Source organism: Pseudomonas sp. FME51, from assembly GCF_014897305.1.
Genome location: NZ_JABUYN010000001.1, coordinates 917,997 through 942,038 on the forward strand (window position 1 = coordinate 917,997; position 24,042 = coordinate 942,038).

Sequence of the window (24,042 nt, forward strand, 5' to 3'; positions counted from 1 at the left end):
GATTAATATTAATGAACAGTATAAGCGGAGTCCGTTGATGAGCTACTTACTTCAACATCATCTTCCTCTTCGTCTTCATCATTTTCACTTTCTTGTTTTTCACCATACAAGAAACCATTATTAAAAATTTCACTGACCACTTCAGCCGATTGTTCTTCCGCTTTTTGTAAGAACAGATCGAATTGATTAAGTGAGATCCCAGATGCAACGGGGAATGACTGGCAAAAAACTAATTTAGGTAAATTGTCATCACTAATTTCTAAAAATGTTTTAATAAATAAAGAGCTGGCATTAATTTGGCTAAGATTAGCCATTAAAGGCACTATTGCTGAAGGTTTTAATTCAGCGATAGCGGTAAATACAAGTACCTCTTCAAGAATATCAATTTTGGCATCAAAAATGCCACTGATATATTGAAGATGTGGTAAATGTAACGCCTGACAAGAGTCACATTCATAATAAGCAATCTGTAGTTCATCAAGCCAAGATTTTAGCTGATCCAGATCGGGAGTCACAACAGCGTTCATTCAAATAACCTTTACGCGCTAAAAAAAGAGTGCCTTTTGGCATTAAACCTATTTTGCCACTTTTTCTATCTTGAAGGCACTAATAAATGGAGAAACTAAGAAAATTAAGCCAATTTATACATTGGATTTTCTTCGTCTTTAATCCATTGTTGAGAAAAAACAGTACACTATTCTTCGTTATTCTCTTTTTTCTTTTTATTATCCGTGGCTTTATTATCAATACCTAAGAAGGTTAAACGATAGATCGCACGCCATACAATATGAATGGCAGGTGGGATCATACAAATCACCCCAAGTATCACTAGCGTCACTTGCCCTGTATAAGTTCCTAGCCATTGCGGGGAAGTGATATATTGATTGATATATAAATAAGCAATCACTAACAAAATAATCCCAATGACCTCAATGATAATGATGGGCGTTGGCATATCTGACAGTGATTTCATATCCCGTTTAGACGATTTTTCCATATTTTCTCCGCTAAATGCTACGTTGCAGTCCTATCTCATTATTCGGCAAATTGGTATAATTTATTACACTAAAAGGCAATAACTGTTTTTGTTTAGCCTAATAAAAGGGCATAGTACCCATTAATAAAGACTATTATGCCTGAATTTTATTTCCTCAATAAGGAGTGTCGTATGTTTGTTGTAATTTTTGGTCGCCCTGGTTGCCCATATTGTGTACGTGCTAAACAACTGGCTGAAACTCTGGCTGAAAAACGTGATGATTTTGACTTTCGCTATGTCGATATTCAGGCCGAAGGAATTACGAAAGCAGACTTATCAAAAACTGTCGGTAAACCTGTTGAAACTGTGCCGCAAATTTTTATTGATGAGAAACACATTGGTGGTTGCACAGATTTTGAAGCTTATGCTAAAGAAAATTTAGGCATCTACAACTAATTTAAAAGCGCTAAAACAACTTATTTTTCAATATGTTTTAGCGCTTTCCTTCTTTCTTTCCCCAGATTCTCTTTTTTATTCTCCTCTTTCCAAAAAAAAATTCTCTTTTTTTTCATTAGTCAGCGAACTTTCTTTCTAACTCAGAGTCTGAATTAGTGCCACTGCTTTTCTTTGATGTCCCCAAATATTGAGGAGCCCGATAGTTTCAACCCCTTTGGTGAAATTACTGTCGGGTTTTTTATTGCCTAAAATTCAACCTCACTCGCCTTGCAATGTCACAATAATACGTCTACGCCCACCATGATTACGATGTTCACCAAGATAAATTCCTTGCCAAGTCCCCAAATTAAGCTCGCCCTGACTAATAGGAATAGTGACACTTTGTCCAAGCAAGCTACTTTTTATATGTGCGGGCATGTCATCACAGCCTTCATAGGTATGAAGATAATAATCTTCTCCCTCTTTTACATTTCGATTAAAGAAACTTTCAAAGTCGCTTCGTACTGTTGAGTCTGCATTTTCATTAATCGTTAATGAAGCCGATGTATGCTGAATAAAAAAATGAGCAATTCCGATTTTGTATTGTCTTAGTTCAGGTAATTCTTGAATCAATACTTGTGTAATTAAGTGAAATCCTCTCGACCTTGCGTTGAGTATGATATTTTTTTGGAACCACATTTTTTATACCTCGTTGAAGATAAGAAAAAAAACAATGTGAGAGTAATACCATAAGTGAAATACTCTTTTTAAGCATACTTTTGTCCAGTTTGAGATAAAACTGACAAATCTTTTAAAAAAGCACAATTAAATAAGAAAAAAACACTTTACCCCTATTACTCACTCATTTACCCTTAAAAACTTGCGTATTATGTATCATAAACATCGCTTATCAGCACGACATGTATGGAGCCTACTTTGCTGGAACAACTTAATTTAGCCGTATTTTCAATGATGAATGCAACGCCTGCGGCATCTCCTTTCGAAATCGGTATGGCGATAATTATTGCTAAGTACCTTGTTTATCTCTTTCCTTTGTCTTTAGTGTTCTATTGGCTGTGGGGTAATGAAAAATATCTTAATCAGCAAAGAACATTAGTATGTAAAGCTGCTGTTAGCTTAGGTATTGCGCTTTCTATTTCTTGGTTAATTGGTTCAATTGCCCCACACGAGCGTCCTTTTGCAGCCAATATTGGCTATAATTTTCTTGATCATGAAGCGACCCCTTCATTTCCAAGTAACCATGGTACGTTTGTTTTCACTATTGCCTTGGCGTATCTGTTTTGGCATAGCAGCAAACGTATTGGCTATATCATGCTAGGGTTAGGGCTTGCCATTGCATGGACACGTATTTATCTTGGTGTACATTGGCCCATCGATATGGTTGGTGCTTTTATTGTTGCCCTGCTCTCTTGTGGCTTAACTCAGATTTTTTGGTCTAAAGGCGGGAATGTACTCCAAAAATGGGTACAACAGCTTTATCAACTCTGTTTTGCTTATCTTATTCGTAAAGGTTGGACAAAAGCTTAACCTTTCTAATATCGAAAAAGACCACACTTATTGTGGTCTTTTTTATATTTACCTTAAGTAACATCGTTATTCTATATATTAATATATAAATAAAAATATTCTCTATTATTATATTATTTGTCCAAGAAATATAGGTGTTGTTATTTTAATCAAAATGAAAATTTTATATTCATCTTATAATAATGCAGCATGTTCAGTTATTAACAAATTTATTGTCGTAATAATAAACAATATTCTACTTATGCTTGAAATATTGCCATATTCATTTCATAGAATAAAAGAAAGTCATTAATAAATAATCATATCCTCATATTTTCATATTCATTTCCCTACTTTTATACACAATCTTATTAAAATAATTAATTAATATATATCAATAACATACAATGTTATCACAATGTTTTAATTGTGAATAAAAATAACCTAATTGATTTAAATCATTTATTTAATAAGAAATAAAAAAAACAAAAATTAATCATTAACATGTGAACATTTTAATATTTAACTTTCTTTTTTATTACTATTAAAAATGGAAAAGTATTTCAAAATGTATTAAAAACCTCATTAAAAACACAAAATATAAAAAATGTTACATTTTTAGGTTTTTCAGTTATATTTAGCATTTGAGATGGTGATCACGGTAGTTTATCCTGAAAAACACTATATTCTGCACCTCTTAAGTCTGGATATAAACTTATCGAATATTTTTTCAAATTTTAGAAGAGCTTAATTCTTTTGAAATTTAAAGATTTTTAGTTTGTGGTAATTGAAGATATTGAGATAACACCAGGTACTCAATGCACTCATTTATTCATAATTAAATTTATGCTGTGATTATTTCTATTATGAAGAAATACAATCACGCACTTATTTTTATTCATTATTTTATTTACCGCATTATTTCGGAGAGTATTATGGATACAACCAAAGCTGGTTCTATCGCATCAGGTAACACCCAAGGTGATTACAAAGCATGGCGTAAGTCAGACACAGTATGGATGTTAGGTTTATACGGCACAGCGATTGGTGCTGGCGTTTTATTTTTACCTATCAATGCAGGGATTGGTGGTTTGATTCCCCTGTTTATCATGTTAATTCTTGCGTTTCCAATGACCTTCTTTGCACACCGTGGTATGTGTCGCTTTGTGTTATCAGGTAAAAACCCAGGTGAAGATATTACAGAAGTTGTTGAAGAACACTTTGGTAAAACAGCCGGTAAACTGATCACTCTGCTCTATTTCTTTGCAATTTATCCTATTTTGTTGGTTTATAGTGTTGCTATTACTAATACTGTAGAAAGCTTTATTGTGAACCAAATGCACATGGCAGCACCACCTCGTGCAATTTTATCATTGGTACTGATTATCGGTATCATGTCGATTATTCGCTTTGGTGAACAAGCTATCGTTAAAGCAATGAGCGTACTGGTGTTCCCGTTTGTTGCAGTCTTGATGGTGTTGGCTCTGTATCTTATTCCAGAGTGGAACAGTGCAGTCCTTGATACACTTTCTTTTGATCATGCAACAACCTCAGGTATGGGCCAAGGCCTATTAGTCACTCTGTGGTTAGCAATTCCAGTAATGGTGTTCTCTTTCAACCACTCACCAATCATCTCTGCGTTCGCAGTTGCAAAACGTGAAGAATACGGTGAAAACGCAGAAAAAAAATGTTCACGCATTTTAGCTTATGCGCACATTATGATGGTTATCACTGTTATGTTCTTCGTGTTTAGCTGTGTATTTAGCTTAACTCCAGAAAATTTAGCAGAAGCAAAAGCGCAAAACATCAGTATTCTGTCTTACCTTGCTAACCATTTTGAAGCCCCTGTTATCGCTTATATTGCACCTTTCATTGCTTTTGTTGCGATTACAAAATCATTCTTAGGTCACTACTTAGGTGCTCGTGAAGGTTTCAACGGTTTAATCATCAAATCACTGCGTGAAAAAGGGAAAACAATCGAGAAAGATCGTTTAAACAAAATCACTGCCCTGTTTATGCTGGTGACAACGTGGATCGTTGCAACGTTAAACCCAAGTATCTTAGGTATGATTGAAACATTAGGTGGCCCAGTTATCGCAATGTTACTGTTCCTGATGCCAATGTATGCAATCCGTAAAGTACCCGCGATGAAGAAATATGAAGGCCATATCAGCAACGTATTCGTTGTAATCATGGGTCTTATCGCAATCTCAGCAGTTTTCTATAGCTTAATTAACTCGTTAGTGGGCTAATAAGGCGTCTGATGGCGGCTTTCTTAACAAGGAGTCGCCATCACAGCGTTAGACTTCAAAACTGACACTTATCACTCTAATAATCACACAGTTACGCCTTTAAATTAATTAGGGAGGCGAATATTATGGTTAGCGTCTTTGATATTTTTAAAATTGGTATCGGTCCTTCAAGCTCACACACTGTAGGCCCAATGAAAGCAGGTAAAGAATTTGTCGATATCCTTGCTGACAAAAATCTTCTCTCTTCAGTTTCCCGCGTTATCGTTGATGTTTACGGCTCTTTATCTTTAACAGGTAAAGGCCATGCAACCGATATTGCAATTATTATGGGATTAGCAGGAAATTTACCAGATACCGTCGATATAGATTCTATCACTCCATTTATTAAGCAAGTGGAAGCCACAGGTCGCTTGATGCTGGCAAATGGCATTAAAGAAGTCGATTTTCCCGTTGATGGTGGTATGAATTTCCATAAAAGCAATTTACCCCTCCATGAAAATGGCATGACTATCACCGCTTATAATGGTGAACAAGTTCTGTTGAAAAAAACCTATTATTCTATTGGTGGTGGTTTTATTGTTGATGAAGAGCATTTTGGTCAACCCGAAGAAAATGCGGTTCAAGTTCCTTATCCTTACCAATATGCAGCTGATTTACGCCGCCATTGTAAAGAAACAGGCCTCTCGTTATCAGCATTAGTGATGCAAAATGAATTAGCATTACGAAATAAAGAAGCGATATCCGCCCATTTTGCTGCTGTTTGGGATGTCATGAAGTCGGGTATTGAACGGGGTGTCAATACCGAAGGCTTATTACCAGGACCACTGCGTGTACCACGTCGTGCCTCTGCCTTACGTCGTATGTTGGTAACTGAAGATAAAACGACGACAGATCCTATGACTGTTGTTGACTGGATCAACATGTTTGCGCTTGCCGTTAATGAAGAGAATGCAGCAGGTGGGCGTGTTGTGACAGCACCAACAAATGGAGCATGTGGCATCATTCCTGCGGTACTTTCTTACTATGATAAATTCATTCGCCCTGTAAATGAAAACTCTTACAGTCGCTTTTTCTTAGTCGCGGGTGTCATTGGTTCACTTTATAAAATGAATGCATCTATCTCAGGTGCTGAAGTCGGTTGCCAAGGTGAAGTAGGTGTTGCTTGCTCAATGGCCGCTGGGGCATTAACAGAACTTCTAGGGGGTAGTCCAGAGCAAGTCTGTATCGCGGCTGAAATAGCAATGGAACATAACTTAGGATTAACCTGTGATCCTGTCGCAGGACAAGTACAAGTCCCTTGTATTGAACGTAATGCTATTGCTGCAGTGCAGGCTGTAAACTCATCTCGCATGGCTTTACGCCGAGTTAGTGACCCTCGTATTTGTTTGGATAAAGTGATCGAAACCATGTACGAAACAGGCAAAGACATTAATTCTAAGTATCGTGAAACCTCCCAAGGCGGATTAGCTATAAAAGTGTCCTGTGACTAAGCTTAAGAGGATCAAATAAAGATAATTATTATCGATAAGGCGCTGATATTAGTGCCTTTTTTTGTAAGAAAAATAAATGATATTTGCTCTCTCTTTTAATACTACCTTTTGTCTGAGATTAAAGTACTATTCTTCGTTAAAATAAGAGCCTGATAAAAAGGGAGTGCGATCAAGGGTAATATGTCTTGAGAAAAATAAATTAAGTGATATTGCAATGCGTACGTTGTCTACAGCTGAATAATCACAAATTAATCAATCTATTGCCATATTTAGATTATTAGCTACAGTTGATAAGTAAAGATAACTAGAGACATCATAAAACGGGATAAAAGAGAACTAAAATGAAATCAGACATTCAAATCTCCCAAGAAGCACACCTCTTACCTATTCAGGATATTGCAGAAAATTTAAATATTGATCAAGACGATATCGAGTTTTATGGCAAATACAAAGCTAAATTTAGTCACAGTATTTGGTCGAAAATCACAGCAAGAAAACAGGGAAAATTAGTTTTAGTTACGGCGATTAATCCCACACCAGCAGGTGAAGGTAAAACAACGGTTACTGTTGGTCTAGGTCAAGCACTTAATCATATTGGAAAAAATGCCATTATTGCCTTACGAGAGCCTTCTTTAGGCCCTTGTTTTGGTATTAAAGGCGGCGCCACTGGCGGTGGTTATTCACAAGTTGCTCCAATGGAAGATCTTAACCTTCATTTTACGGGCGATTTTCATGCGATTACATCAGCAAACAACTTACTGGCCGCCATGCTTGATAATTCCATTTATCAAGGTAATCCTTTAAATATCGATCCTAAGAAAATTGTGTTTAAACGCTGTATGGATATGAACGATCGCGCTCTACGTCATATTGTTGTGGGATTAGGTGGCGAAAAAGACGGTATTACAAGAGAAGATAACTTTGTAATTACTGTCGCCTCTGAAATTATGTCTATCCTTTGTTTAGCTGAAGATATTGACGATTTAAAACAAAGGCTTGCTCGTATTATTGTCGCTTATTCTTATAATGGAAACCCCATCACAGCCGATGATCTGCAAGCAGTAGGTGCAATGGCAAGCTTACTAAAAGAGGCTATTAACCCTAATTTAGTACAAACTCTTGAGAATACACCCGCCATTATTCATGGTGGTCCTTTTGCGAATATTGCTCATGGATGTAATAGCGTTAGAGCAACAAAATTAGCACTTCAACTTGCCGATATTACAGTAACAGAAGCCGGTTTTGGTGCTGATTTAGGGGCTGAAAAATTCTTTGATATTAAATGTCGTATCAGTGGGTTACGCCCTGATTGTGCCGTCATTGTTGTCACCACAAAAGCATTAAAATATAACGGTGGGTTAGGTAAAAACGAATGGAATAATGAAGATTTAATTGCGCTGGAAAAAGGCATTGTAAATCTCGAAAAACATATTGAAAACCTTAAAAAATATGGCTTACCCGTTATTGTTTCACTTAATGCCTATGTTACTGACAGTGTTGCAGAACATCAATTTATTGCCAAATTTTGCCAAGAAAAGGATTGTCGCTTCGCGATGACCCACGTCTGGGAAAAAGGAGGCAAAGGGGGGATTGAGTTAGCCAATCAAGTTATTGATACACTTAAACATGAACCAAGCCAATTTCAATTAATTTACCCTGATAATGCCTCACTTAGTGAAAAAATCGACATTGTTGCAAAAGATATTTATGGAGCAAATGGTGTGACTTATAGCCAAGATGCACGCAATATGTTGGAAAAAATAGAAAATATGGGGTTTGGCCATTTTCCTGTATGTATGGCAAAAACACAATATTCACTCTCAGATAATCCAACTTTATTAGGGCGCCCTACTGATTTTACGATAAATGTACGTGAAGTATACGTATCTGCGGGTGCTGGCTTTGTTGTTGCGTTAACAGGCACTATTACCACTATGCCAGGATTACCGAAAACGCCAGCAGCCATTACGGTTGATATTAATAATCGAGGCAAGATTGATGGGCTTATTTAAATTCTAAAGTCTATAACTCTTTATTTCAGTAAATATAAAAAAATCCGTAATCGTCATTCTAATTACGGATTTTTTATACAAAAACGATAGTTAGTCTTTCTTTATGGGTGAAAAACTCAGTAACGCGTTGATAAAACCATTATTGATAATTTTAACCAAAAATAGCGTTAAACCAGCCTGATACTGTTTTAGCCACAAAGTCCCAGATACGACTAAAGAATCCACCTTCTTCAACCGCTTCTTTTACCACTAATGGACGCTGTTCAATCACTTCATCATTTAATAAAAAGTTAACGGTACCCACCACCTGATTTTTAGCTAATGGTGCTTCTAATACAGGATTAGTTAAAGTAAATGATGCTTTCAAATTTTTCAGTTCACCTTTAGGAATAGTGATTGAGGCATCATTCGCAACACCTAAAGCCACTTCGCCTTTATCACCGTACCATACTTTTTGCGTTGTGAGTGGCGCATTCTCTTTTACTGGTGTCACTGTTTCAAAAAAGCGGAACCCCCACCCCAATAATTTTTCACTTTCAGCAAAACGAACTTTATCTGATGGTGTTCCTAAAACAACGGCAATTAAACGCATATCGCCTTCAGTAGCCGAAGAAACGAGGTTATAGCCTGCGCCATTAGTGTGACCCGTCTTTACACCATCGACATTCATATTTTTATTCCACAATAGCCGATTGCGATTTGGCTGACGAATATTGTTGAATGTAAATTCTTTTTCTTTATGAATTTCGTATTCGGCTGGAACATCACGGATCATCGCTGTAGTTAGCAAAGCCATATCTTGCGCTGTTGTATATTGCCCGTCAGAATCTAATCCATGTACTGTTTTAAAGTGTGTGTTTTTTAAACCAAGATTATTGGCATAAGAGTTCATTAAATCAACAAAGGTTTCTTGACTGCCCGCGACATGCTCAGCTAATGCAATACTGGCATCATTGCCCGATTGAATAACCATACCACGATTTAAATCAATCACTTTCACTTGATCACCCGGTTTTAAGAACATCAATGATGATCCTTTCAATACCGGATTACCTGTTGCCCATGCATTACGTCCAACAATCACCATATCGTCTGGTGACATGCGCCCTTCTTTAATAGCCTGTCCAACGACATAGCTACTCATAATTTTTGTCAGACTGGCGGGATCTAAACGCTCATCAGGTTTTTCTGATGCCAGAATTTTTCCGCTGTTGTAATCCATTAGCACATAAGATTTAGCCTCTATTTGAGGAGGTACAGGATTATTTACCGCAAATGAAGGACTAGAAATAATTAGCAGTAAACCCATTCCCGCGGTAACCTTACCCAGAACAGATGGAATATTTTTTTTCATTACCGATCACCCTTTTATATCAATTTGTTAAAGCTTTCCTACTATATGGCTTTCTGGAATAAGACGCCAACATTGATATATAGAGATTTATCTTATATTCATGTTTAGCGCCCTATAGAGGGAATTTTTATTACTTATCGTGGTTTAGGAGACCTTTATGTTAAAAGTCTGGGGTAGAAAAAACTCATCTAACGTTAAAAAAGTGCTTTGGTGCTTAAAAGAGTTAAATGTTTCTTATGAGCAAATTGATGTTGGGGGCCCATTTGGCGGACTCAATGAAGCAAATTATTTAGCAATGAATCCCAATGCTTCTATCCCAACATTACAAGATGATGACTTTGTGTTATGGGAGTCTAATACCATTATTCGTTATTTATGCTCAAAATATGAGAATAATGCACTCTATCCAATTGACCCTAAACAACGAGCAAATGTAGAAAAATGGATGGATTGGTCAAATGGCAGCCTATTTTCACCCATTCAACAAATGATGATAATGATTGTTCGTACACCTAAAGAGCAACAGAACCCCGAGCTTGTTGAAGCATTAAAAGAAAAGCTTAACAAACTGATAAAAATTGCAGATAACCAACTGGCAAAAACACCTTATTTTGCAGGTGATATGCTTTCTCTTGCTGATATTGCTATCGCACCATTGGTGTATCCATGGCTTGAAGTTTGCAAAGATAGACCTCACTTTCCTCATATTGAGCGGTGGTTTGCACAATTAAGTGAGCGATCTATATTCCGTGATATCGTATTACTGCCAGTTAATTAATTCATCGGCATTTTGTCGGGGTCTGGATAGTGGTAATGAAATCCAAGATCCCGACAAATTTCCTGACCATCAATTTCACGAATTAAAGGTTTATCTTCATCGGCAAACTCTGGCGGAATAAGTTCAAGCTGAGTTGAAACCCTAGCGTAAAAATCTTTCTTTTTAGGATGAATTGGCGCACATAAATTATATAAATGTCCCCCTTCATTCTGCGCAAGCAGTTGTTCAACCGCAAAAATGACATCATCTAAATGCACTAAATTGACGCTTTGGTGCGCGCCTTTTACCTGTTTTTTCCCTGATAAAAAACGTCCTGCATGACGACCGGGACCCACTAACCCGGCCAATCGAAGAATATCAACGGTTGTCAACGGTAAACGATGTAACCAGTTTTCAACTTCAGCTAACATTTTTGCTGATTGTGTTTCTGGTTTGATATCCATTTCTTCTGTGATATTACCCGTTTGATTGCCATATACTGAAGTCGAACTAATATAAATCACTCTGGTTACATGGCGTGACATTGCGCTATCCACTAGCGTTTGAATGGCTTCAACATAATCATAACCGCCACCAGCAGCGCTAGGAGGTAATGTGATAATAAGAACGTCTGTTTCCAATAAGTAATCAAAATCATCTCTATCACATTCAATTGCAGGTGTTAAATTCACTAAACAGCAATCAACGCCACTCATTCTTGCTGCTTCTACGCCATCTTCGGTGGTTTTAGTCCCTTTAACTTGGTAGCCTGCATCACGTAATGCAGCGGCAAGTGGTAAACCTAACCAACCTAATCCAACGATGGTTATTCGTTTCATTTTGCTCCCCTACTTAAATGGCTTATTCAAAGTATGCTATAAAATTTAGGTTTCGCCATTACCTATAAATACTACTTATATTTTGCCAGTTTTTACTATACCTCTATATACTCGCTCACTTATCGCATTAAGTAAATAAGAGAAATATTTAAATAGCATTAAAAACAAAAGGTTACAAAATAATTAAATTATTATTAAAATATAGGTTGCTTTTTACTTTGCAAATCATGTAGGTTGAAAGGCAGACAAATTCCAAATGCGTGTGACTAAATACAAATTAATAGTAACGGGCATTATTAAATAACGAATAGTGTATTAGCTAGGAAAATAATCATGTATAGCATTCAACTAAACCACCATCATCACCATCACCCTGACTAGTCTTTCAGGCGATGAGTGCTGGAAGACGTTTAAGAAACGCTTCCGGTGGTCTGAATGCAGACAAATAACAAAAACCCCGGAAGGCAACTTCCGGGGTTTTTTTATAGCTAATTTTCAATCAAAAATTAAGACAAGGATAGGGTGACATTATGTTAGATAAAGCAAGATTAAGAATTGCAATGCAAAAATCAGGCCGTTTAAGTGACGAGTCTCGTGCCCTTTTAGCACGCTGTGGTATCAAAATTAACTTAAACCAACAGCGCCTAATTGCTTACGCTGAAAATATGCCAATCGATATTTTACGTGTTAGAGATGACGATATTCCTGGTTTAGTTATGGACGGTGTTGTTGATTTAGGGATTATTGGCGAAAATGTATTAGAAGAAGAATTATTAAAACGTCGTTCACAAGGTGAAAACCCAAGCTATGTAACATTACGCCGCCTCGATTTTGGAGGTTGCCGTTTATCTCTTGCGACACCTGTCGATTTTAACTATCAAGGTACAGAGTGCCTTAATAACACTCGTATCGCGACATCCTACCCTAATCTATTAAAACGCTACTTAGACCAAAAAGGGATTGCCTTTAAATCATGCCTATTAAATGGCTCAGTTGAAGTCGCACCTCGTGCGGGTCTTGCTGACTCAATTTGTGACTTAGTCTCAACCGGTGCAACACTTGAAGCAAACGGCTTGAAAGAAGTCGAAGTTATTTATCGTTCAAAAGCGTGCTTAATTCAACGTGATGGTGAAATGGATACCGATAAGCAAGCTCTTATCGACCGCTTACTGACACGTATTCAAGGTGTTATCCAAGCTCGTGAATCAAAATACATTATGTTACACGCACCTAGTGATTGTCTTGAAGATGTCATTGCACTGCTCCCCGGTGCCGAAAGACCCACTATTCTACCGCTTGCTGGCGATCAAAATCGTGTTGCTATGCATATGGTCAGCAGTGAAACCCTGTTCTGGGAAACAATGGAAAAACTTAAAGCATTAGGTGCAAGTTCAATTCTTGTTTTACCAATAGAAAAAATGATGGAATAAGGTGAAATAATGAAAACGGGTTTTAATACATTAACTTACTGGAATGAATGTACGCAAGAGCAGCAACAAGCGCTATTAACTCGCCCTGCTATTTCGGCATCCGGTTCCATTACAGAACAAGTCGCTGGCATTATTTCACAGGTACGTAATGACGGGGATAAAGCGCTTAAAGCACTCAGTCAGAAATTCGATAAGACAGCGCCAGAAAGTGTATTGGTGCCAAAAGCGCAAGTTGATGAAGCCACAGCAAGACTTAATAACGAAATAAAACAGGCAATAGCGCAGGCGATGAATAATATTCGCCGTTTTCATGAAGCTCAAATACCTAACACCATCGAAGTGGAAACTCAGCCTGGCGTATTTTGCCAGCAAGTAAGCCGACCGATTAATGCGGTAGGACTTTATATCCCAGGGGGATCAGCGCCCTTACTTTCAACCGTCATGATGTTAGGTATCCCAGCGCGTATTGCAGGTTGTCGCAAAGTTATTCTATGCTCGCCCCCTCCTATTGCTGATGAAATTTTATATATCGCACAACAAATTGGTATTGATGAAATATTCCAAGTGGGTGGCGCGCAGGCGATTGCAGCAATGGCGTTTGGTACAGAATCTATCCCTAAAGTAGATAAAATTTTTGGCCCCGGTAATGCTTATGTTACGGAAGCCAAACGTCAAGTCAGCCAATCGCTACAAGGTGCAGCTATTGATATGCCAGCAGGCCCTTCAGAAGTTTTGGTGATTGCTGATGCAGATGCAAATCCGGCCTTTATTGCTGCTGACTTACTGTCGCAAGCAGAGCATGGCCCTGATTCACAAGTCGTATTATTAACCCCAGATGAAACATTAGCCAAAGCCGTTATTGCTGAAACGGAAACACAACTTACTCAATTAAGTCGCGCTGAAATTGCCAAACAAGCTTTAGCTGAAAGTCGAGTCATTATTACTCGCGATCTCGATCAATGCATTGAAATCAGTAACAGTTATGGCCCTGAACACTTAATTATTCAAACCAATGATGCTGATGCGCGTGTTGACAGTATTACCAGTGCTGGTTCTGTATTTCTGGGTGCTTGGTCACCTGAATCTGCGGGAGATTATGCTTCTGGTACTAATCACGTTCTACCAACTTATGGTTATACATCAACCTATTCAAGCCTAGGTTTAGCCGATTTTATGAAGCGTATGACCGTACAAAAACTCACGGCACAAGGTTTATCTGATTTAGCACAAACTATTGAAATATTAGCGCAAGCTGAACAATTAACGGCTCATAAAAATGCGGTCACACTTCGTGTTAATGCTTTGGCTCAGGGGAAAAAATAACGATGAAAAATGAATTTGATATCACCACACTTGCCCGAAAAAATGTACGTGAGTTAACACCTTATCAGTCTGCAAGGCGTTTAGGGGGTAATGGTTCAGTTTGGTTAAATGCAAATGAATACCCTGTTGCACCTGAATTTACTTTTAATGAAAAAAATTTAAACCGTTACCCTGAGTGTCAGCCTGTTAATGTCATTAATCGTTATGCCGCATATGCAGGTGTTAATCCAAATCAAGTCTTAGTTAGCCGTGGTGCAGATGAAGCCATTGAACTGCTTATTCGTGCTTTTTGCGAGCCTGGTAAAGATGCTGTGCTTTATTGTCCGCCGACTTACGGTATGTATAGCGTTAGTGCAGAAACCTTTGGTATAGAACAACGTGTTATTCCTGCCCTTGCTGATTGGAGTCCTGATGTTAAAACAATGGCATCACAGCTTGATAATGTAAAACTCATCTATCTTTGTAGCCCTAATAATCCAACCGGAAACATTGTTAATCCTTCACTGATTCGTGATGTATTGGCACTGGCTAAAGGAAAAGCTATTGTTGCAGTTGATGAAGCGTATATTGAGTTCTGCCCACAAGCCTCGATCATTTCATGGCTTGAAGAGTATCCGAATTTAGTCATTTTGCGAACCTTATCGAAAGCATTTGCTTTAGCTGGGCTGCGTTGTGGATTTACGCTTGCCAATCCCCCAGTTATTGAATTATTACTAAAAGTCATCGCACCGTACCCGCTTTCGACACCTGTTGCAGATATTGCTGCGCAAGCGTTAACAGAAGCAGGTATTGAGATAATGAAAAAACGAGTAGCAGAAATTTCTCGCAACAGAGCCATTTTATCTGATTCGTTAAAAAAACTGCCTAATGTTGAACAGGTTTATAACAGTGAAACCAACTATATTTTAGTGAAATTCACTGATGCCAATCTAGTTTTCCGTACTTTATGGGAGCAAGGGATCATTTTACGCGATCAACAGCGTCAATATGGGCTTAATGGCTGTTTGCGTATTTCTATCGGTACCGCAGAAGAATGTGATAGCGTGATTAATGCCATAAAAAATATTCAAACTGCAAACGTATAAAACATTAAAAACGATAACAACAAAAAATCGCAACTGAGGGATCTCAACCATGAGCCAAAAAATTCTTTTTATTGACCGTGATGGTACTTTAATCACTGAGCCACCAACAGATTACCAAGTTGATAGACTTGATAAACTAGCCTTTGAAAATGGCGTGATCCCCGCACTTACTGCTCTGCAAAAGGCGGGTTATAAACTCATTATGATCACAAATCAGGACGGATTAGGCACAGAAAGTTTTCCTCAAGCAGATTTCGATCCGCCTCATAATTTAATGATGCAAGTTTTCTCATCTCAAGGGATCTCATTTGATGATGTGTTAATTTGTCCTCATAAACCTGAAGACAACTGCCCTTGTCGCAAACCAGAAACAGGGCTTGTCACCCAGTATTTAGTTGATGGTGCACTAGATAAAGATAACAGCTATGTCATTGGTGATAGACAAACTGATATTCAGTTAGCTGAAAATATGGGTATCAAAGGCCTGTTTTATAATGCTAATGAGCTTAACTGGGCGGTTATCACAGAACAACTCACGAAAAAAGATCGCTATGCTCATGTTGAGCGCAAAACCAAAGAGACAAAAATTGCCATTGATATTTGGCTTGATCGTGAAGGTGATAGCCAAATCAGCACTGGCGTGGGTTTCTTTGATCATATGCTTGATCAAATTGCCACTCATGGTGGTTTTCGTATGAACATCGATGTACAAGGCGACTTAGTGATTGATGATCACCACACGGTTGAAGACACTGGTCTTGCTTTGGGTGAAGCATTACGTGAAGCCTTAGGTGATAAACGCGGTATTGCTCGTTTCGGCTTTACATTACCAATGGATGAATGCCTAGCAAGTTGTGCGTTAGATATTTCTGGTCGTCCACATCTTGAATACAAAGCCGAATTTAAATATCAGCGTGTCGGTGATTTAAGTACAGAGATGATTGAACACTTTTTCCGTTCACTCTCTTACACCATGGGATGCACATTACACCTGAAATCAAAAGGCAAAAACGATCACCACAAAGCTGAAAGCTTATTTAAAGTCTTCGGTCGTACATTACGCCAAGCCATTCGTGTTGAAGGCAATACATTACCCAGCTCAAAAGGTGTACTGTGATGAAAGTGGTTATTCTTGATACAGGTTGTGCCAATTTAGCCTCCGTCGCTTACGCCGTTAAGCGACTCGGTTATGATCCCATTGTTTCCTATGAAAAAAATATTGTGCTATCTGCGGATAAACTCTTTTTACCCGGTGTAGGAACAGCTAAAGCCGCGATGGAACAACTCAAAGCACGCGAGCTAATTCCTCTAATTAAAGCGTTAACGCAACCTGTTTTAGGTATTTGTTTAGGAATGCAAATTTTGGCTTCACTAAGCGAAGAAGGAAAAGGGATCCCTTTATTGGGTTTAGTTGATGGCACTATTGATAAACTTGATACAGCGGGATTGCCATTGCCTCATATGGGGTGGAATCAAGTATTAGCAAAACCTGCTCATCCTCTTTTTCGTGATCTTGGTGACGATGCTTGGTTCTATTTTGTTCATAGTTACGCTTTAGCACTCAATGAATCAACGATTGCTGAAACTGAATACGGCTCGCGTTTTAGTAGTGCCATTCAAAAAGATAATTTTTATGGAGTGCAATTTCACCCAGAGCGTTCAGGAAAAGCTGGTGCTCAACTTATCAAGAACTTTTTGGAGATGTAACCCGTTATGATTATTCCAGCATTAGATTTAATTGATGGGAAAGTAGTGCGTCTTCACCAAGGTGATTATGCGAAACAACGTGATTACGAAGACAATCCGCTGACACGCTATCAACAATATGAAAAAGACGGTGCAAAACTCCTTCATTTAGTGGATTTAACGGGCGCTAAAGATCCCTCTGCTCGTCAAATTTCATTATTAAAAGAACTTGTTGCCTGTGTGAATGTGCCTGTACAAGTGGGCGGTGGCATTCGCACTGAAGAAGATGTGAAATCACTATTAGATGCAGGTGCAAGCCGGGTTGTTATTGGCTCTACCGCAGTCAGCCAACCTGACATCGTGAAAACATGGTTTGAGCGCTATGGTGCAGATGCCATTGTATTAGCTCTCGATGTTCGTATTGATAAACAAGGTAAAAAATGGGTAGCTGTCAGCGGTTGGCAAGAAAACTCACCCTATACCCTCGAAGAGATCATCGAGCTTTACCAAAGTGTTGGATTAAAACATGTACTGTGTACTGATATCTCTCGTGACGGTACATTAGCAGGCTCTAACGTTGAGCTGTATAAAGAAATTAGCCAGCGCTTTCCCGATATTTTATTCCAAGCATCGGGCGGTATTGGTGATCTACAAGATATCGCGGATCTTCCAGCATCAGGTGTTGCTGGTATTATTGTTGGTAGAGCATTATTAGAAGGTAAATTTACATTAAAAGAGGCGATATCATGTTGGCAAAACGCATAATTCCTTGTCTTGATGTCCGTGATGGACAAGTTGTTAAAGGTGTTCAATTTCGCAACCATGAAATCATTGGTGATATTGTTCCGCTTGCTGAACGCTATGCCAAAGAAGGCGCAGATGAGCTAGTATTTTATGATATTACGGCATCTTCTGATGGTCGTGTTGTTGATAAAAGCTGGGTATCACGTGTCGCTGAAGTGATTGATATTCCTTTTTGTGTTGCTGGTGGCATTCGCTCTGTTGAAGATGCAGGGAAAATTCTCTCATTTGGTGCAGATAAAATTTCGATTAACTCCCCTGCACTTTCTGATCCATCACTGATATCACGCTTAGCTGAACGCTATGGTGTGCAGTGTGTTGTTGTAGGCATTGATACTTGGTTTGATGAAAAAACAGGTGAATATTTAGTTTACCAATTCACTGGTGATGAAAAGCGGACACAACAGACACACTGGAAAACGCTTGATTGGGTGCGTGAAGTTCAGCGGCTCGGCGCAGGTGAAATTGTCTTGAACATGATGAATCAAGACGGTGTAAGACAAGGTTATGATTTAAAACAACTGGCACGGGTACGCGAAGTGACCGATGTTCCTCTTATTGCCTCTGGTGGAGCTGGCGAGATGTCACACTTTCTTGATGCCTTTAAATTAGCCAATGTTGATGGTGCACTTGCAGCTTCTGTTTTTCATAAACAAATAATTAATATCAACGAATTAAAACAGTATCTTGCAAAGAATGACGTTAAGGTAAGAATATAATGAATAATGAAACATTAGCGCAATTAGATTGGGAAAAAGTCGATAACCTCATGCCTGTGGTTATCCAAAATGCCATTTCAGGCGATGTATTAATGCTAGGTTATATGAACAAAGAAGCATTAGATGTGACATTAGAAAGTGGAAATGTCACCTTCTATTCCCGCACTAAGCAACGTTTATGGACGAAAGGTGAAACATCAGGCAACTTCCTAAAATTAGTCAATATTTACCCTGATTGTGATAATGATACTCTATTAATTTTAGCTAATCCCATTGGCCCAACTTGCCATAATGGTACTGAAAGCTGCTTTGCACCCGCGCAAAGCCAGTGGGGATTTCTCTATGAGCTTGAAAATATATTACGTGAACGTAAACATGCCTCACCGGATAGCTCTTACACTGCTCGCCTTTACGCCAGTGGTACAAAACGTATCGCTCAAAAAGTGGGTGAAGAAGGTGTAGAAACAGCATTAGCTGCCACGGTTAATGACAGAGAAGAGCTAAGAAATGAAGCCTCTGATTTGCTCTATCACTTAATGGTATTATTACAAGATCAATCCCTATCACTCTCCGATGTGATAGGTTGCCTGCAAGAACGCCATAAAAAAGCAGAGTAATGTATCAATAAAAAGCCGATACAATAAGCGTATCGGCTTTTTTTAGAAAAATAGTGAGTTAGCTATTTTTGTATTTCTTAAATATTACATTGCTTGGCGGAATAACTCGATAACATCACTTTCAGAACCCTGAACTGGGTTAGTGATTGCACAAGCATCTTTCAGCGCATTTTCAGCTAATGTTTTGAAGTCTTCTTCTTTTACGCCTAACTCTTTCAGGCCTGCTGGAATACCCACGTCTTTTGCCATTTTACGAATTTCTTCGATGCATGCTTTAGCGCCTTGCTCATCACTCATTGCAGAAACATCAACACCCATTGCTTGTGCAATATCTTTTAAACGACCTGCTGCTGCTTGGATGTTATAAGCTTGAACATGTGGCAGTAAAACAGCATTACACACACCATGAGGTAAGTTATAGAAACCACCTAATTGGTGAGCCATAGCGTGTACATAACCTAACGATGCGTTATTAAATGCCATACCTGCTAAGAATTGAGCATACGCCATATTTTCACGTGCTTGTTCATCGCCACCGTTATCAACAACTTTACGTAAAGATTGGCTGATCATTGTCACGGCTTTTAATGCACAGGCATCTGTAATTGGGTTTGCAGCAATTGAAACATAGGCTTCAACAGCATGAGTTAATGCATCCATACCTGTTGCAGCGGTTAAACCTTTAGGCATGCCAATCATTAACTCTGAGTCATTTACAGATAAGATTGGGGTAACGTTTTTATCAACGATAGCCATTTTGATATGACGCGCAGTATCAGTAATAATACAAAAACGCGTCATTTCTGATGCAGTACCTGCTGTGGTGTTGATTGAAATCAGTGGTAATTGTGGTTTAGCTGAACGGTCAACGCCTTCGTAGTCTGCAATTTTTCCGCCATTAGCGGCCACTAAAGCGATACCTTTAGCACAGTCATGTGGCGAGCCACCACCTAAAGAAATGACACAGTCACATTGGTTTGCTTTCAGCAGAGCTAATCCCGCTTCAACGTTTTCAACCGTAGGGTTTGGTGCAGTGCCGTCATAAGTCACACTAGAAATACCTGCTTCTGTAAGTAATTTACTGACTTTATCAACAACACCCAGTTGATTTAAAATACTATCGGTCACAATTAATGCTTTATGAAAACCAAAGTCTTTCATTGAACTTACCGCTTCTGCAAGACAACCTGAACCAATTTTATTGACAGAGGGAATATAGAATGTTGAAACAGCCATTATTGACTTCCTTTTTAGTAGTTAAATCTATGTTTTAATATGTTCTATTCTTTTTGTTCTTAAATTGATCACTATCAAAATAATGAATAAATATCAATTTGATTATCATATTAGTATAAGCAATTAAATTTAGATATTTAATTACCCTATTAATTCAATAGGATAATACTATTAACATATTATTATTTGTAACAAAATAATTTGAAAAGCTTATCAAAATAATCAAAACCAGCTTATAACACCATAGCAGAATATTTTTTTTAAAGTCGTATAATGATGCTAAAGAAATCACCTATTAAATTCAGGAGTCATTGATGCCTTTGACTATTTTTGAACAACTCACCACTTTATTAAACAGCAACAACGCAACTTACCGTGTTATGGAACACCCAACCGCAGGTCGTTCTGAGGAAGTCGCAAAAATTAGAGGAACACAATTGGGACAAGGAGCAAAAGGACTCGTTTGTCATATAAAAGGAAATGGAATTAAGCAACATGTGCTGGCGATATTACCTGCAGATAAACAAGCTGACCTCACTAAACTTGCACATCAAATAGGAGGCACAAGAGCCTCTTTAGCAAGTCCTAAAGAAGTGAATGACCTTACTCAATGTGTCTTTGGCGCAATACCTCCTTTTAGTTTTCATGCTTCATTAAAACTTGTTGCTGACCCTTTACTGTTTGAACGCTTTGATGAGTTAGCTTTTAATGCGGGTACGTTAGAGCGCTCAATTATTCTCAATACTCAGGATTACAAACGTATCGCACAACCTGAATTAATTTCTTTTATTCGTGACGAAGAAATCGAATAACAAAAAACCAATTTATCTTTAACAATTACCCTAGTCATAAATTCAACTAAGGGTAATTGTTATCATAGTATCAACTCTTGTTGTATGTATAGATTTACACCCTCAAAGACAATATTAGATAATCTAATCTGAAAATATTCAAAAATTTAATACTGAGAATAATAAAAAAATCAGAATAAATATCACTAATTTCACATTACCTCATCAATAACGCTGAAAAATGTACGAAACAGAAATTCTTAACTTTCTTTTACGATTCAGCACTCAATAATTAACTAAATAGATTTTATTTTATTGACCTGATTTACTCGTACATTTAAGTTAGCATCAATAAAAATACAATAATGTAAAATTCAGTTTACAACTCTGTCATTTTCTAACATATAAATATATAAACAATGTACCAATAGGTGCAGGGAAATCTTCATGCAAACTTCAACTAAAAAACAACCGCTTTATAAAGTGCTTTATGTTCAAGTTATCGTTGCTATTTTGCTCGGTATCTTACTCGGACACTTTTATCCTGATGTAGGTGAATCCTTTAAACCGCTTGGTGATGGATTTATCAAAATTGTAAAAATGATCATCGCACCTGTTATCTTCTTAACGGTAGTCACAGGTATTGCGGGTATGAACAACATGAAAGCAGTGGGTACAGTCGCGGGTAAATCCATGGCTTATTTTCTCACTTTTTCAACCATTGCATTAATCATTGGTTTGATTGTTGCAAACGTTATTCGCCCAGGTGATGGTTTAAATATTTCCCCCGCTTCATTAGATGCAAGCAAAGTAGAAAGTTATGTCACTAAAGCACATGATTCTTCTATTGTTGGCTTTTTAATGAATATCATCCCTGACACTGTTGTTAGCCCATTAGTTAATGGCAATATCTTACAAATTCTCTTTGTTTCCATTGTCTTTGGTATTGCATTAGCCTCTATTGATGCGCGTGGCGAACCGGTACTCAAATTCTTACAAAACTTCTCTGATCCCGTTTTTAAAATGGTAAGCATGCTGATGAAGTTAGCACCAATTGGTGCCTTTGGAGCTATGGCTTTTACCATCGGTAAATATGGTATTTCCTCAATCAGCAACTTAGTCTTACTTGTTCTAACGTTCTACATCACCTCATTACTGTTTGTCTTAGTCGTATTAGGTGCGGTTGCGAAATATAATGGCTTTTCTATTCTCTCTTTAATTAAATACATTAAAGATGAGCTTTGGTTAGTCTTAGGCACCTCATCTTCAGAAGCCGCGTTACCTAGCTTAATGCGTAAAATGGAAGATGTAGGCTGTAAAAAATCAGTCGTCGGCTTAGTTATTCCAACAGGTTATTCCTTTAATTTAGATGGTACTAACATCTATATGACCATGGCCGCTCTCTTTATTGCACAAGCAACCGGTATTGATTTGTCATTAACAGAACAAATTACGTTGCTCTTAGTTGCGATGATAAGTTCAAAAGGCGCCGCAGGTGTAACAGGAGCGGGCTTTATTACCTTAGCAGCAACGTTATCGGTTGTACCAAGTGTTCCTGTTGCCGGTATGGCGTTGATTCTGGGTATTGACCGCTTTATGTCAGAATGTCGTGCATTAACCAATCTTGTTGGTAATGCGTGTGCTTGTATTGTGGTTGCTCGTTGGGAAAATGCCTTAGATAAAGAACGAATGAATGACGTCTTTAGTGGCAGAGCATCCAGTGAATTTATTGAAGATACGCCATTAACTCCTATTGAAATTGAATCTGACAACTCAATAAAAATCCCAGTAAAATAAAAACCATTTTCTATCATCGATAAAAGAGCGCATGTGCGCTCTTTTATTTTTTATATTCCTAACCACTACGAATAAATACTTATTTTTTATAATTTATTTATTATTGTCTCTTTTTCTCATAGATTATTCTTTACTTATTTTTATAATTTTTTAATTCATAAATAAGGGATAAAATTGTGAATAAATTAAAAGATCTGATAACAAAACAATATTCTCTGAAGCTTTTATTTTTCAAATATTGGTTGGGTGGTTCCGCCATAATAATTCTTAGTAGTATTATTCTTTTTTATACGGTTGTTGTACCACTCATTCAAATTGAAGTGTTTTCTTTAGATATCGCTATTTATCTTGTTGCGTTTGCTTTGGTAATAAAAATTATATTTTCTGCAATCATGCTACCTCATTTTTTTCTCTTAGTCAGAGATACCTTCGAGTTTCCCTCAATATTCGCTTTTATTATTGTTTTTTCTGAATGCTTATTTGTTGGTTGGTTAGCGTTTATTTATATTGAAGGATTTATCAGTGGTTCATTTTTCCCTTGAAAATAAATTGAATAGAAACAAATAATTGTGCCTAGTTACTCTTCCTACCTTTCCTTATCCATATCTATTTACATTTAAATCATCCCATTCACCAAAAAACAAAGTTAAAAACACATATTCTTAAAGAAACCCGACAAACTAAAACAAAATATAATTTCATTAACCTATTGATTTAAGAAAAATAAATTCTTCAAATGGCAATAAATTGAAATTAAATCTAATTTTTTAGATGAAGAGCACAATATTTGATAAAATCAACTTTATTTTATTGACCTGATTTACTCAGACCTTTAAGTTATCTATCACAACAAAATAAATGTAAATAATAATTTACATCATAATTTCTTTTTTATTTAGTCAATATCTTTCAGTT

Annotated in this window: 23 protein-coding genes and 1 other annotated feature; of the genes, 17 read left to right on the forward strand and 6 right to left on the reverse strand. The window is 37.5% G+C overall.

Annotation, left to right across the window (positions count from 1 at the left end; translation table 11 throughout):
• Window positions 1-8: 8 nt before the first annotated feature.
• Window positions 9-527: a YbjN domain-containing protein gene (locus tag INT39_RS04330; protein ID WP_193014162.1), complete on the reverse strand. Its 519-nt coding sequence runs from the start codon at window positions 525-527 to the stop codon at window positions 9-11.
• Between the two features lie 167 nt (window positions 528-694).
• Window positions 695-997 carry a YbjC family protein gene (locus INT39_RS04335; RefSeq protein WP_193014161.1) on the reverse strand — a complete coding sequence of 101 codons (303 nt, stop codon included), beginning with the start codon at window positions 995-997 and terminating at the stop codon, window positions 695-697.
• 171 nt (window positions 998-1,168) lie between these two features.
• Between INT39_RS04335 and INT39_RS04340 the strand changes: the two genes are divergently transcribed.
• A complete protein-coding gene (locus INT39_RS04340) occupies window positions 1,169-1,432 on the forward strand; it encodes a GrxA family glutaredoxin (protein ID WP_193014160.1) in 264 nt (87 codons plus the stop codon).
• Window positions 1,433-1,690: 258 nt separating this feature from the next.
• On the opposite strand, the gene INT39_RS04345 is transcribed toward INT39_RS04340, so the two are convergent.
• Entirely contained in the window at window positions 1,691-2,110 is a 420-nt protein-coding gene (locus tag INT39_RS04345) for a secondary thiamine-phosphate synthase enzyme YjbQ (protein ID WP_193014159.1), read from the reverse strand.
• A gap of 237 nt (window positions 2,111-2,347) precedes the next feature.
• On the opposite strand from INT39_RS04345, the gene ybjG reads away from it, so the two are divergent.
• The 4 genes from ybjG (at window position 2,348) to INT39_RS04365 (ending at window position 8,692) form a co-directional block, all read left to right on the forward strand.
• Window positions 2,348-2,959 carry an undecaprenyl-diphosphate phosphatase gene (gene ybjG, locus INT39_RS04350; RefSeq protein ID WP_193014158.1) on the forward strand — a complete coding sequence of 204 codons (612 nt, stop codon included), beginning with the start codon at window positions 2,348-2,350 and terminating at the stop codon, window positions 2,957-2,959.
• 914 nt (window positions 2,960-3,873) lie between these two features.
• Entirely contained in the window at window positions 3,874-5,190 is a 1,317-nt protein-coding gene (locus INT39_RS04355; protein WP_193014157.1) for an HAAAP family serine/threonine permease, read from the forward strand.
• Between the two features lie 122 nt (window positions 5,191-5,312).
• Window positions 5,313-6,680 (forward strand): L-serine ammonia-lyase, encoded by a 1,368-nt coding sequence (locus tag INT39_RS04360; RefSeq protein WP_319021319.1) that lies wholly within the window; start codon window positions 5,313-5,315, stop codon window positions 6,678-6,680.
• Window positions 6,681-7,021: 341 nt separating this feature from the next.
• The gene (locus INT39_RS04365) at window positions 7,022-8,692 is read left to right on the forward strand and encodes a formate--tetrahydrofolate ligase (protein ID WP_193014155.1); all 1,671 of its coding nucleotides are present in this window, start codon (window positions 7,022-7,024) and stop codon (window positions 8,690-8,692) included.
• Window positions 8,693-8,843: 151 nt separating this feature from the next.
• On the opposite strand, the gene INT39_RS04370 is transcribed toward INT39_RS04365, so the two are convergent.
• Entirely contained in the window at window positions 8,844-10,046 is a 1,203-nt protein-coding gene (locus tag INT39_RS04370) for a serine hydrolase (RefSeq protein WP_193014154.1), read from the reverse strand.
• 157 nt (window positions 10,047-10,203) lie between these two features.
• On the opposite strand from INT39_RS04370, the gene INT39_RS04375 reads away from it, so the two are divergent.
• Window positions 10,204-10,824: a glutathione S-transferase family protein gene (locus INT39_RS04375; RefSeq protein ID WP_193014153.1), complete on the forward strand. Its 621-nt coding sequence runs from the start codon at window positions 10,204-10,206 to the stop codon at window positions 10,822-10,824.
• Here INT39_RS04375 and INT39_RS04380 read toward each other — a convergent pair.
• Window positions 10,821-11,642: an SDR family oxidoreductase gene (locus INT39_RS04380; RefSeq protein WP_193014152.1), complete on the reverse strand. Its 822-nt coding sequence runs from the start codon at window positions 11,640-11,642 to the stop codon at window positions 10,821-10,823. The genes INT39_RS04375 and INT39_RS04380 overlap by 4 nt on opposite strands.
• Before the next feature lie 356 nt (window positions 11,643-11,998).
• Window positions 11,999-12,129, forward strand: a sequence feature (His leader region).
• A 43-nt stretch (window positions 12,130-12,172) separates the two neighbouring features.
• Here INT39_RS04380 and hisG point away from each other — a divergent pair.
• Genes hisG through hisIE form a run of 8 tightly spaced genes read left to right on the forward strand, consistent with a single transcriptional unit; the run spans window position 12,173 to window position 19,303 of the window.
• Window positions 12,173-13,072 carry an ATP phosphoribosyltransferase gene (gene hisG / locus INT39_RS04385; protein ID WP_193014151.1) on the forward strand — a complete coding sequence of 300 codons (900 nt, stop codon included), beginning with the start codon at window positions 12,173-12,175 and terminating at the stop codon, window positions 13,070-13,072.
• 9 nt (window positions 13,073-13,081) lie between these two features.
• Window positions 13,082-14,395 (forward strand): histidinol dehydrogenase, encoded by a 1,314-nt coding sequence (hisD, locus tag INT39_RS04390; protein WP_193014150.1) that lies wholly within the window; start codon window positions 13,082-13,084, stop codon window positions 14,393-14,395.
• Window positions 14,396-14,397: 2 nt separating this feature from the next.
• A complete protein-coding gene (hisC, locus tag INT39_RS04395) occupies window positions 14,398-15,480 on the forward strand; it encodes a histidinol-phosphate transaminase (protein WP_193014149.1) in 1,083 nt (360 codons plus the stop codon).
• A 49-nt stretch (window positions 15,481-15,529) separates the two neighbouring features.
• Window positions 15,530-16,597, forward strand: a complete 1,068-nt coding sequence (gene hisB, locus INT39_RS04400; protein WP_193014148.1) for a bifunctional histidinol-phosphatase/imidazoleglycerol-phosphate dehydratase HisB — start codon at window positions 15,530-15,532, stop codon at window positions 16,595-16,597.
• Window positions 16,597-17,187 (forward strand): imidazole glycerol phosphate synthase subunit HisH, encoded by a 591-nt coding sequence (gene hisH / locus INT39_RS04405; protein ID WP_193014147.1) that lies wholly within the window; start codon window positions 16,597-16,599, stop codon window positions 17,185-17,187. The genes hisB and hisH overlap by 1 nt, the downstream gene beginning before the upstream one ends.
• A 6-nt stretch (window positions 17,188-17,193) precedes the next feature.
• The gene (gene hisA, locus INT39_RS04410) at window positions 17,194-17,931 is read left to right on the forward strand and encodes a 1-(5-phosphoribosyl)-5-[(5-phosphoribosylamino)methylideneamino]imidazole-4-carboxamide isomerase (RefSeq protein WP_193014146.1); all 738 of its coding nucleotides are present in this window, start codon (window positions 17,194-17,196) and stop codon (window positions 17,929-17,931) included.
• Window positions 17,913-18,686, forward strand: coding sequence for an imidazole glycerol phosphate synthase subunit HisF (gene hisF, locus INT39_RS04415; RefSeq protein WP_193014145.1), 774 nt, complete (start codon window positions 17,913-17,915; stop codon window positions 18,684-18,686). The genes hisA and hisF overlap by 19 nt, the downstream gene beginning before the upstream one ends.
• Window positions 18,686-19,303, forward strand: a complete 618-nt coding sequence (hisIE, locus tag INT39_RS04420) for a bifunctional phosphoribosyl-AMP cyclohydrolase/phosphoribosyl-ATP diphosphatase HisIE (RefSeq protein WP_193014144.1) — start codon at window positions 18,686-18,688, stop codon at window positions 19,301-19,303. Before hisF ends, hisIE begins: the two co-directional genes overlap by 1 nt.
• A gap of 84 nt (window positions 19,304-19,387) precedes the next feature.
• Here the strand turns inward: hisIE and yiaY are convergent, their stop codons facing one another.
• Window positions 19,388-20,539, reverse strand: coding sequence for an L-threonine dehydrogenase (gene yiaY, locus INT39_RS04425; protein WP_193014143.1), 1,152 nt, complete (start codon window positions 20,537-20,539; stop codon window positions 19,388-19,390).
• Between the two features lie 314 nt (window positions 20,540-20,853).
• On the opposite strand from yiaY, the gene INT39_RS04430 reads away from it, so the two are divergent.
• From INT39_RS04430 to INT39_RS04440, 3 genes are all read left to right on the forward strand, one after another.
• Window positions 20,854-21,351 carry a YbaK/prolyl-tRNA synthetase associated domain-containing protein gene (locus INT39_RS04430; RefSeq protein WP_193014142.1) on the forward strand — a complete coding sequence of 166 codons (498 nt, stop codon included), beginning with the start codon at window positions 20,854-20,856 and terminating at the stop codon, window positions 21,349-21,351.
• A gap of 426 nt (window positions 21,352-21,777) precedes the next feature.
• Window positions 21,778-23,127, forward strand: coding sequence for a dicarboxylate/amino acid:cation symporter (locus tag INT39_RS04435; RefSeq protein WP_193014141.1), 1,350 nt, complete (start codon window positions 21,778-21,780; stop codon window positions 23,125-23,127).
• A 176-nt stretch (window positions 23,128-23,303) separates the two neighbouring features.
• Complete coding sequence (locus INT39_RS04440; RefSeq protein WP_193014140.1) at window positions 23,304-23,669, forward strand: hypothetical protein; 366 nt, start codon at window positions 23,304-23,306, stop codon at window positions 23,667-23,669.
• Window positions 23,670-24,042: the final 373 nt, after the last annotated feature.

Bases quoted from the DNA above. Each gene is read 5' to 3' on its own strand.
- INT39_RS04335 (WP_193014161.1), bottom strand. From the start codon at position 997: ATGGAAAAATCGTCTAAACGGGATATGAAATCACTGTCAGATATGCCA.
- hisA (WP_193014146.1), top strand. From the start codon at position 17,194: ATGATTATTCCAGCATTAGATTTAATTGATGGGAAAGTAGTGCGTCTT.
- INT39_RS04340 (WP_193014160.1), top strand. From the start codon at position 1,169: ATGTTTGTTGTAATTTTTGGTCGCCCTGGTTGCCCATATTGTGTACGT.
- INT39_RS04345 (WP_193014159.1), bottom strand. From the start codon at position 2,110: ATGTGGTTCCAAAAAAATATCATACTCAACGCAAGGTCGAGAGGATTT.
- hisC (WP_193014149.1), top strand. From the start codon at position 14,398: ATGAAAAATGAATTTGATATCACCACACTTGCCCGAAAAAATGTACGT.
- INT39_RS04375 (WP_193014153.1), top strand. From the start codon at position 10,204: ATGTTAAAAGTCTGGGGTAGAAAAAACTCATCTAACGTTAAAAAAGTG.
- INT39_RS04365 (WP_193014155.1), top strand. From the start codon at position 7,022: ATGAAATCAGACATTCAAATCTCCCAAGAAGCACACCTCTTACCTATT.
- hisIE (WP_193014144.1), top strand. From the start codon at position 18,686: ATGAATAATGAAACATTAGCGCAATTAGATTGGGAAAAAGTCGATAAC.
- INT39_RS04355 (WP_193014157.1), top strand. From the start codon at position 3,874: ATGGATACAACCAAAGCTGGTTCTATCGCATCAGGTAACACCCAAGGT.
- INT39_RS04380 (WP_193014152.1), bottom strand. From the start codon at position 11,642: ATGAAACGAATAACCATCGTTGGATTAGGTTGGTTAGGTTTACCACTT.
- hisB (WP_193014148.1), top strand. From the start codon at position 15,530: ATGAGCCAAAAAATTCTTTTTATTGACCGTGATGGTACTTTAATCACT.
- hisF (WP_193014145.1), top strand. From the start codon at position 17,913: ATGTTGGCAAAACGCATAATTCCTTGTCTTGATGTCCGTGATGGACAA.
- INT39_RS04330 (WP_193014162.1), bottom strand. From the start codon at position 527: ATGAACGCTGTTGTGACTCCCGATCTGGATCAGCTAAAATCTTGGCTT.
- hisD (WP_193014150.1), top strand. From the start codon at position 13,082: ATGAAAACGGGTTTTAATACATTAACTTACTGGAATGAATGTACGCAA.
- INT39_RS04370 (WP_193014154.1), bottom strand. From the start codon at position 10,046: ATGAAAAAAAATATTCCATCTGTTCTGGGTAAGGTTACCGCGGGAATG.
- hisG (WP_193014151.1), top strand. From the start codon at position 12,173: ATGTTAGATAAAGCAAGATTAAGAATTGCAATGCAAAAATCAGGCCGT.
- INT39_RS04435 (WP_193014141.1), top strand. From the start codon at position 21,778: ATGCAAACTTCAACTAAAAAACAACCGCTTTATAAAGTGCTTTATGTT.
- hisH (WP_193014147.1), top strand. From the start codon at position 16,597: ATGAAAGTGGTTATTCTTGATACAGGTTGTGCCAATTTAGCCTCCGTC.
- INT39_RS04430 (WP_193014142.1), top strand. From the start codon at position 20,854: ATGCCTTTGACTATTTTTGAACAACTCACCACTTTATTAAACAGCAAC.
- yiaY (WP_193014143.1), bottom strand. From the start codon at position 20,539: ATGGCTGTTTCAACATTCTATATTCCCTCTGTCAATAAAATTGGTTCA.